This is a genomic window from Streptomyces sp. NPDC054847 (assembly GCF_053610925.1).
The window spans coordinates 26,991-35,702 of record NZ_JBSGZJ010000023.1; the positions used below are offsets into that span (position 1 = coordinate 26,991).

An 8,712-nucleotide genomic window follows, 5' to 3' on the forward strand; every position below is an offset into this window, starting at 1 on the left:
GGAGAGTAGAGGGGCTATGTCCCTGAGTGACGATATTGGTGTATCGTCCCGACCTGGGGGCTGCACCGTGCGAGGGGTGGTGCTGTGGCGCGAACTGATTGCCGATCAGACGTGAGGGGGGCGACGGGCGATGCATGGCCGATGGACCGACGATCCGACGCGGCAGGGCAGCCGCTGGCGACTCCCGCGCACTGCGCTGCGCGGAGCGACGACTCCGACGGCCGCGCCCCAGGCCTCCGTACCGCCCGCGCCCCCGGGGACGGCGGCGCAACCCCGGACAGCGCGATGAGCGCGCCAGGGGCACTGCTGTTCCGGGACACGCTGCCGCGCGGCGGCTCGAGGCTGAAGCACCAGCTCGTCCTGGCCGTCGTCTGCGCCGGCTACGGAGTGGGCGCCGCCTTCGGCTGGGGCTCCGACCGACTGGCTCTGATCATGGGCGACTTCGGCCTCAGCCTGGCCGCCCTGATCGCCGCCGTCTCCTGCCTGCTCTACGCCCGCACGCAGAAGTGCCGCTTCCGGCCCGCGTGGCTGCTGTTCGCCTTCTCCTCCACCATGGCGGCGGCGGGCAACGCCGTCTGGGGCTGGTACGAGGTCGTGCTCGGCCGCGCCGTGCCGAGCACGTCCGTGGCCGATCTGTTCTTCCTCTGCTTCGCGCCGCCCGCCATCGTGGGACTCCTGGTCCTGGCCAAGCGGCCGGTCTCCAAGGCCGGCTGGGTCTGCCTCGCGCTCGACGCCTGGCTGATCGGCGGCTCGCTGCTCACACTCTCCTGGAGCCTCGCGCTCGCCCACACCGCACACGCACAGGGCGAGAGCGTGGCCCCGGCCGCCCTCGCGCTGGCCTATCCGCTGCTCGACATCGTGCTGGTCAGCATGGTGCTCGCGCTGCATTTCCGCCGCTCTCCCGCCAACCGGTCCGCGGTCAACACCGCGATCGCCGGCCTCGCGCTCACGGTGCTGTGCGACGCCCTGTTCACCTCCCCGCTGCTGCGGGAGAGCTACAGCTCCGGCCAACTGCTGGACGCCGGCTGGTTCGCGGGCTCGCTGCTGCTCGCCTACGCACCCTGGGGAGGCACCGGTGAGCCGGCGGGTCCGCCACGGGGCACGAGGAATCCGGTGCGTCCCATAACGAGCTCACTGTCCGCGCTGACCCCGTACCTGGCCGCGGCCGTGTGCACCCTCGGCATCCTCCACAACGTCATCGAGGGGCGCCGGGTCGACCGGGTCGTGGTGCTCACCGGCTGCACCGTCGTCCTCGCCCTCGTCGTGCGGCAGGGCATCATGCTCCTCGACAACATCGCCCTCACCCACGAACTGGCGCAGAAGGAGAACCACTTCCGCTCGCTGGTGCAGGGATCGAGCGACGTCATCATGATCGCCGCGCCATCGGGGGTCCTGCGCTACGTCTCGCCCGCCGCCGCAGGCGTCTACGGGCGTGACGCGGAGGAACTGGTCGGCACCGAGCTCGCCTCGCTCATCCACCCGGAGGACCTCGGCCGCGTCGTCCACGAACTGCGCCGCTTCCTCGCCGCGGAGCCGTCGGCGGAGCCCACCACACGCATGGAGTGCCGGTTCAGATCCGGTTCCGGCGACTGGCTCAACGTGGAATCTACCGTCAGCCGTCACCAGGGCGGCCTGATCTTCAACAGCCGTGACGTCACGGAAAGGGTCCGGCTGCAGGCCCAGTTACAGCACAACGCGGAGCACGACCCGCTCACCGACCTCCCCAACCGGGCGCTGTTCACCGAGCGGGTCAGGGGCGCCCTGAACGGCCGCAGGGCGGGCGACGAGGGCACCGCGGTGCTCTTCATCGACCTCGACGGCTTCAAGGGCGTCAACGACCGGCTCGGCCACCAGGCGGGCGACGAGCTGCTGATCCAGGCGGCGCGGCGGCTGGCCGACTCCGTACGGGCCGCCGACACGGCCGCCCGGCTCGGCGGCGACGAGTTCGCCGCGCTGATCGTCGGCGACGGGTCCGGGGACAGGTCCGCCCGCGAGTCGCAGGTGCTGGAGATCGCCGACAGGCTGCGGCTCATGCTCTCCCAGCCGTACCGCATCGACGGCGGCGAGGTGCGGGTGGCGGCCTCCATCGGCGTCGCCTTCGCCGAGCCCGCGATGAGCCCCACCGACCTGATGCGCAACGCCGACCTCGCCATGTACCGGGCCAAGGCCGCGGGCAAGGACCGCGTGGAGCTGTACGCGCCCCAGATGCAGGCCGAGGTGGTCCGGCGCACCGAACTCGCCGCACGGCTGCGCAGCGCGCTGCACGAGGGCGAGTTCGCGCTGCTGCACCAGCCGGTGGTGAGCCTCACCACCGGCCGGATCGCGGCGGTCTCCGCGCAGGCCCGCTGGCGCTCCGCGCAGGGCATCCTCTTCACCCCTGCCGAGTTCCTGCGGGTCTCCGACGACGGCGACCGCAGCGCCGAGCTCGGCCGCTGGCTGCTGGAGGAGGCCGTCGGCCAGGCGGCGGAACGCGCGAGCGCGGGCCACCGGACAACGGTGTCGGTGCGACTGCCCGCGCGTCTGCTGCTGGACAGGGCGCTGCCGCTCGGCTCCATCGAGGCCCTGCTCACGCGGCACGGCCTGCCGTCGGGCGCACTCGTCATCGAGCTCGCGGACAGTGATCCGCGCATCTCCTTCGACGAGCTCGAACAGCGGCTGACCGCCCTGCGCAGGATGGGCGTACGCATCGCGCTGGACGGCTTCGGCAGCGGCTACGCGGCCATCAACGCCCTGCGCAGGCTCCCCGTGGACGTGCTGAAACTGGACAGGGGCCTGATCGAGGGCGTCGTCGAGTCGGCCAGAGTGCACAAGATCACGAGCGGGCTGCTGCGGATCGCGGGCGACCTCGGCATGCAGTCGGTGGCGGACGGCGTGGACGTGCCGGAGCAGGTGCTGGCGCTGCGTGCCATGGGATGCACCCACGGCCAGGGAATGGCCTTCTCCGGGCCGGTGGACGAGTACCGGCTGCGCCGTGCGCTGGCCAGGGGCGAGTATCCGGTGCCCGACGGACTGGGGCTGCCGCTGCTGGCCGCGGGCGTTCCGCCTGCCCGGAATGGCTCAAATAATGAGACGCGCGTCCCACCCACTTGACAGTGGTAGCGCGCCGGGGGGAGGGTCATTGCCATGCGCACCCGAATTCTCGTACTTGGAAAGCGCGTCGGCTAGCAGAGCCGCACCGACAGCTCTGCAGACACCTCCCGACGCGCTCCCCTCGCTTGCCTCACGGCACGAGGGGTTTTTTGTTGCACCGGCGCCGACAGCAGCCAGATCAGAACCGCATCAAACCTCGCGAAAACCCTCAGCTTCGAGAAGAGAACGCCGATGACCGAGCAGGCCTCCGGGGCCCACCATCCGCAGCCGCGGGCCCGTACCGGCGGACAGCCGTCCGCCACCGTCGAACACGTCACGGGTGCGCAGTCCCTCATTCGCTCTCTCGAGGAAGTAGGGGCCGACACGGTGTTCGGCATCCCGGGCGGCGCGATCCTCCCGGCGTACGACCCGATGATGGACTCCTCGAAGGTCCGCCACGTCCTGGTCCGCCACGAGCAGGGCGCGGGCCACGCCGCCACCGGCTACGCGCAGGCCACCGGAAAGGTCGGCGTCTGCATGGCGACCTCCGGCCCCGGCGCCACCAACCTGGTCACCCCGATCGCCGACGCGCACATGGACTCCGTGCCGCTGGTCGCGATCACCGGCCAGGTCGCCAGCAAGGCCATCGGCACGGACGCCTTCCAGGAGGCGGACATCTGCGGCATCACGATGCCGATCACCAAGCACAACTTCCTGGTCACCAAGGCCGACGACATCCCGCGCATCATCGCGGAGGCCTTCCACATCGCGTCCACCGGCCGCCCCGGCCCCGTCCTCGTCGACATCGCCAAGGACGCCCTCCAGGCCAGGACCACCTTCAGCTGGCCGCCGCAGACCGAGCTGCCCGGCTACCGCCCGGTCACCAAGCCGCACGCCAAGCAGATCCGCGAGGCCGCCAAGCTGATCACCGGCGCCAAGCGCCCGGTCCTGTACGTCGGCGGCGGCGTCCTCAAGGCCGGCGCCACGGCCGAGCTGAAGGTGCTCGCCGAGCTCACCGGAGCCCCCGTCACCACCACCCTGATGGCGCTGGGCGCGTTCCCCGACAGCCACCCGCTGCACGTGGGAATGCCGGGCATGCACGGTGCGGTCACCGCCGTCACCGCGCTGCAGAAGGCCGACCTGATCGTCGCCCTCGGAGCCCGTTTCGACGACCGCGTCACCGGCAAGCTGGACAGCTTCGCCCCGTACGCCAAGATCGTCCACGCCGACATCGACCCGGCGGAGATCGGCAAGAACCGCGCCGCCGACGTCCCGATCGTGGGTGACGCACGCGAGGTCATCGCCGACCTGGTCCAGGCCGTCCAGGCCGAGCACAGCACCGGCAACACCGGCGACTACAGCGCCTGGTGGAAGGACCTCAACCGCTGGCGCGAGACCTACCCGCTCGGCTACGAGCAGCCGGGCGACGGCAGCCTCGCCCCCCAGCAGGTCATCCAGCGCATCGGCGAACTCGCCCCCGAGGGCACGATCTTCGCCGCCGGCGTCGGCCAGCACCAGATGTGGGCCGCCCACTTCATCGACTACGAGCAGCCCGCCACCTGGCTGAACTCCGGCGGCGCGGGCACGATGGGCTACGCGGTCCCCGCGGCGATGGGCGCCAAGGCCGGAGCCCCGGACCGCACGGTCTGGGCGATCGACGGCGACGGCTGCTTCCAGATGACCAACCAGGAACTCACCACCTGCGCCCTGAACAACATCCCGATCAAGGTCGCGATCATCAACAACGGCGCCCTCGGGATGGTCCGTCAGTGGCAGACCCTGTTCTACAACCAGCGCTACTCCAACACGGTGCTGCACTCCGGCCCCGAGGCCACCGGCCTGGAGAAGAGCGCCGGCACCCGGGTCCCGGACTTCGTCAAGCTGTCGGAGGCCATGGGCTGTCACGCGATCCGCTGCGAGTCGCCCGACGACCTCGACAAGGTCATCGCCGAGGCCAACGCGATCAACGACCGCCCGGTCGTCATCGACTTCATCGTCCACGAGGACGCCCAGGTGTGGCCCATGGTCGCCGCCGGCACCTCCAACGACGAGGTCATGGCCGCCCGGGGTGTCCGCCCCGACTTCGGCGACAACGAAGACGACTGAGAGCCGCAGGAAGAGCTGTAGGAAGAGGAACGACGCACATGTCCAAGCACACGCTCTCCGTCCTGGTGGAGAACACGCCCGGCATCCTGGCCAGGATCGCCGCCCTGTTCTCCCGCCGCGGCTTCAACATCGACTCGCTCGCCGTCGGTGTCACCGAGCACCCCGACATCTCCCGCATCACCATCGTGGTCCAGGTCGAGGACCTGCCGCTCGAGCAGGTGACCAAGCAGCTCAACAAGCTCGTCAACGTCCTGAAGATCGTCGAACTCGAGCCCGGTGGCGCCATCCAGCGCGAGCTCGTACTGGTGAAGGTCCGCGCCGACAACGAGACCCGCTCCCAGATCGTCGAGATCGTCCAGCTGTTCCGCGCCAAGACGGTCGACGTGTCGCCCGAGGCCGTCACCATCGAGGCCACCGGTTCGAGTGACAAGCTGGAAGCGATGCTGAAGATGCTGGAGCAGTTCGGCATCAAGGAACTCGTCCAGTCCGGCACGATCGCCATAGGGCGGGGCGCCCGTTCCATCACGGACCGGTCGCTGCGCGCCCTGGACCGCAGCGCCTGACTCCCTTTCTCGCCTGGCGAGACCCCGAAACCTCCCCGTCCTCTCCCGCCGTACGGTGGGACGCAACACCAGCACTCCAAGGAGATATCCCAGTGGCCGAGCTGTTCTACGACGACGATGCCGACCTGTCCATCATCCAGAACCGCAAGGTCGCGGTCATCGGCTACGGCAGCCAGGGTCACGCCCACGCGCTGTCGCTGCGTGACTCGGGTGTCGACGTCCGTGTCGGTCTGCACGAGGGCTCCAAGTCCAAGGCCAAGGCCGAGGAGCAGGGTCTGCGCGTCGTGACGCCCGCCGAGGCCGCCGCCGAGGCCGACGTCATCATGATCCTGATCCCGGACCCGATCCAGGCGCAGGTCTACGAGGAGTCCGTCAAGGACAACCTGAAGGACGGCGACGCGCTGTTCTTCGCCCACGGCTTCAACGTCCGCTTCGGCTTCATCAAGGCCCCGGCCGGCGTCGACGTCGCCCTGGTCGCCCCGAAGGGCCCGGGCCACCTGGTCCGCCGCCAGTACGAGGAGGGCCGCGGCGTTCCGGCGATCGCCGCCGTCGAGCAGGACGCCACCGGCAACGCCTTCGCGCTGGCGCTCTCGTACGCCAAGGCCATCGGCGGCACCCGCGCCGGCGTCATCAAGACGACCTTCACCGAGGAGACGGAGACCGACCTGTTCGGTGAGCAGGCCGTGCTCTGCGGTGGTGCCTCCGCGCTGGTCAAGGCGGGCTTCGAGACGCTGACCGAGGCCGGCTACCAGCCGGAGATCGCCTACTTCGAGTGCCTCCACGAGCTGAAGCTGATCGTGGACCTCATGTACGAGGGCGGCCTCGAGAAGATGCGCTGGTCGGTCTCCGAGACCGCCGAGTGGGGCGACTACATCACCGGCCCGCGGATCATCACGGACCAGACCAAGGCCGAGATGAAGAAGGTCCTCGCCGAGATCCAGGACGGCACCTTCGCCAAGAACTGGATGGACGAGTACCACGGTGGTCTGAAGAAGTACAACGAGTACAAGACCCAGGACTCCGAGCACCTGCTCGAGACCACGGGCAAGGAGCTGCGCAAGCTCATGAGCTGGGTCGACAACGACGAGGCGTGAGCGACCGGGCGAGGGGGCCGGTCCCCGGTCCCCTCGCCTCCGCCACTTCGTCCAGCCACGGACGAGTGATCCTGCCAACGAGGCGCAAGACGCAGCGTGCGGCACCACTACACTGCTCAACAACACCATCGCGTCAGGCCCACAGTGTCGTGCGTCTTCCACGCGGCTTGCCCCCTCCACCGCCTGCGGCCGTCGGGACGGCCGTCCGCACTGCATCTGTGAGGACTCACGTGAGCTCGAAACCTGTCGTACTCATCGCTGAAGAGCTGTCGCCCGCCACCGTCGACGCGCTGGGCCCGGACTTCGAGATCCGGCACTGCAACGGCGCCGACCGCGCGGAGCTCATCCCCGCCATCGCCGACGTCGACGCGATCCTGGTCCGCTCCGCGACGAAGGTCGACGCCGAGGCCATCGCCGCCGCCAAGAAGCTGCGTGTCGTCGCCCGCGCGGGCGTCGGTCTGGACAACGTCGACGTGTCCGCCGCCACCAAGGCCGGCGTGATGGTCGTCAACGCCCCGACCTCCAACATCGTCACCGCCGCCGAGCTCGCGTGCGGCCTGCTCGTCGCCACCGCGCGCAACATCCCCCAGGCCAACACCGCGCTGAAGAACGGCGAGTGGAAGCGCTCGAAGTACACCGGCGTGGAGCTGAGCGAGAAGACCCTCGGCGTCGTCGGCCTCGGCCGCATCGGTGTCCTGGTCGCCCAGCGCATGTCCGCGTTCGGCATGAAGATCGTCGCGTACGACCCCTACGTGCAGCCGGCCCGCGCCGCGCAGATGGGCGTCAAGCTGCTGTCCCTCGACGAGCTGCTCGAGGTCTCCGACTTCATCACCGTCCACCTGCCGAAGACCCCGGAGACGCTGGGGCTGATCGGCGACGAGGCGCTGCACAAGGTCAAGCCGGCCGTCCGCATCGTCAACGCCGCGCGCGGCGGCATCGTCGACGAGCAGGCGCTGTACACGGCGCTCAAGGAGGGCCGCGTCGCCGGCGCCGGCCTCGACGTGTACGCCAAGGAGCCCTGCACCGACTCGCCGCTCTTCGAGCTCGACCAGGTCGTGTGCACCCCGCACCTCGGCGCCTCCACGGACGAGGCCCAGGAGAAGGCCGGCATCGCCGTCGCCCGCTCGGTGCGCCTCGCGCTCGCCGGTGAGCTCGTACCGGACGCGGTCAACGTCCAGGGCGGCGTGATCGCCGAGGACGTGCGCCCCGGTCTGCCGCTCGCCGAGAAGCTCGGCCGCATCTTCACCGCCCTCGCGGGCGAGGTCGCGGTCCGTCTCGACGTCGAGGTCTACGGCGAGATCACCCAGCACGACGTCAAGGTGCTCGAACTGTCCGCGCTCAAGGGCGTGTTCGAGGACGTCGTCGACGAGACCGTCAGCTACGTCAACGCGCCGCTGTTCGCGCAGGAGCGCGGTGTCGAGGTCCGCCTGACGACGAGCTCCGAGTCCCCCGACCACCGCAACGTCGTCACCGTGCGCGGCACGCTCTCCGGCGGCGAGGAGGTCGCGGTCTCCGGCACGCTGGCCGGCCCCAAGCACCTCCAGAAGATCGTCGCGATCGGCGAGCACGACGTGGACCTGGCGCTCGCCGACCACATGGCCGTCCTGCGTTACGAGGACCGCCCGGGCATCGTCGGCACCGTGGGCCGGATCCTCGGCGAGGCCGGTCTCAACATCGCCGGCATGCAGGTCTCGCGCGCGGAGGAGGGCGGCGAGGCGCTCGTCGTCCTGACCGTCGACGACACGGTGCCGCCGGCGGTGCTGGCGGAGATCTCGGACGAGATCGGCGCGACGTCGGCGCGGTCGGTGAACCTGGTGGACTGATCGGCGGTTCCGCGTCTCGACGCGGCGACCGCACCGTACGGCGAAGGGGCCCGGGTC

At 70.1% G+C, this 8,712-nt stretch carries 5 protein-coding genes; all 5 read left to right on the forward strand.

From position 1 onward, the window contains the following. Positions 1-285: 285 nt before the first annotated feature. Positions 286-3,090, forward strand: a complete 2,805-nt coding sequence (locus ACWGH4_RS05050; protein ID WP_453455736.1) for a putative bifunctional diguanylate cyclase/phosphodiesterase — start codon at positions 286-288, stop codon at positions 3,088-3,090. A gap of 231 nt (positions 3,091-3,321) precedes the next feature. Continuing rightward, complete coding sequence (locus tag ACWGH4_RS05055) at positions 3,322-5,175, forward strand: acetolactate synthase large subunit (protein WP_441266028.1); 1,854 nt, start codon at positions 3,322-3,324, stop codon at positions 5,173-5,175. 38 nt (positions 5,176-5,213) lie between these two features. Continuing rightward, positions 5,214-5,738: an acetolactate synthase small subunit gene (ilvN, locus tag ACWGH4_RS05060; protein WP_159686740.1), complete on the forward strand. Its 525-nt coding sequence runs from the start codon at positions 5,214-5,216 to the stop codon at positions 5,736-5,738. A 92-nt stretch (positions 5,739-5,830) separates the two neighbouring features. Beyond that, positions 5,831-6,832, forward strand: a complete 1,002-nt coding sequence (gene ilvC / locus ACWGH4_RS05065) for a ketol-acid reductoisomerase (RefSeq protein ID WP_307708445.1) — start codon at positions 5,831-5,833, stop codon at positions 6,830-6,832. Between the two features lie 230 nt (positions 6,833-7,062). Beyond that, the gene (gene serA / locus ACWGH4_RS05070; protein WP_441266027.1) at positions 7,063-8,655 is read left to right on the forward strand and encodes a phosphoglycerate dehydrogenase; all 1,593 of its coding nucleotides are present in this window, start codon (positions 7,063-7,065) and stop codon (positions 8,653-8,655) included. Positions 8,656-8,712: the final 57 nt, after the last annotated feature.

What these genes read in the sequence shown, in the direction of transcription:
- ACWGH4_RS05050 (WP_453455736.1), top strand. Translation starts at nt 286, where the DNA reads ATGAGCGCGCCAGGGGCACTGCTGTTCCGGGACACGCTGCCGCGCGGC.
- ACWGH4_RS05055 (WP_441266028.1), top strand. Translation starts at nt 3,322, where the DNA reads ATGACCGAGCAGGCCTCCGGGGCCCACCATCCGCAGCCGCGGGCCCGT.
- ilvN (WP_159686740.1), top strand. Translation starts at nt 5,214, where the DNA reads ATGTCCAAGCACACGCTCTCCGTCCTGGTGGAGAACACGCCCGGCATC.